Raw genomic sequence first — 230 nt, forward strand, 5'->3', positions numbered from 1 at the left:
GGGCGCGTGCTGTGGCAGGAGTTCTTTAACAACCGCGACTGGCCGGTGGCCTCGGCGGTAGCGATCATCATGTTGCTGCTGCTAATTGTGCCGATAATGTGGTTTCACAAACACCAGCAAAAAAGCGTGGGAGAACACGGATGAATAATTTACCGGTAGTTCGTTCGCCCTGGCGGATTGTGATTTTGCTGTTGGGCTTCACCTTTCTCTACGCGCCAATGCTGATGCTG

1 pseudogene is annotated in these 230 nt (G+C 53.0%); it reads left to right on the top strand.

Features of this window, described 5'->3' with window-relative positions:
* Positions 1 to 144 (top strand): annotated as a pseudogene (locus tag SB756_RS36085) (putrescine ABC transporter permease PotH); the annotation flags it as partial.
* Between the last annotated feature and the right edge of the window lie 86 nt (positions 145 to 230).

This window comes from Pseudomonas sp. SIMBA_068 (assembly GCF_046534705.1).
GTDB lineage: Bacteria > Pseudomonadota > Gammaproteobacteria > Pseudomonadales > Pseudomonadaceae > Aquipseudomonas > Aquipseudomonas putida.